General features: G+C 73.1%; 1 protein-coding gene. It reads left to right on the top strand.

The window, feature by feature from the left end:
* Positions 1–346, top strand: a 346-nt coding sequence (locus tag FJ658_RS15800; RefSeq protein ID WP_141146266.1) for an iron-containing alcohol dehydrogenase, incomplete at both ends; no start/stop codon positions are given.

Raw genomic sequence — 346 nt, 5'->3', positions numbered from 1 at the left:
GATCTACACCGAGACCGGCGAGTTCGAGGAGTACCGCTTCTTCCCGCGCAACCCCGACCTCGTGCTCGTCGACACGCAGCTCGTCGCCAACGCCCCGGCGGCGTTCCTCGCGGCCGGCGTCGGTGACGCTCTCGCGACCTGGCTCGAGGCCCGCGCGACCGTCGCATCCGGCTCGACCACCATGGCCGGCGGACTCGCCACCCAGGCCGGCGCCGCGCTCGCCCGCCTCAGCTGGGACGTGCTGTGGGAGTACGCCCTGCCCGCGCTGGATGCGGTGCGCGACAAGCAGGTCACGCCCGCCGTCGAGAAGGTCGTCGAGGCGAACACGCTGCTCTCGGGGCTCGGC

Source organism: Schumannella sp. 10F1B-5-1, from assembly GCF_006517535.1.
In the GTDB taxonomy this organism is placed as follows: domain Bacteria; phylum Actinomycetota; class Actinomycetes; order Actinomycetales; family Microbacteriaceae; genus Schumannella.
Note: the sequence above shows the minus strand (reverse complement) of the source record. Positions and strands in the feature narration are given on the sequence as shown.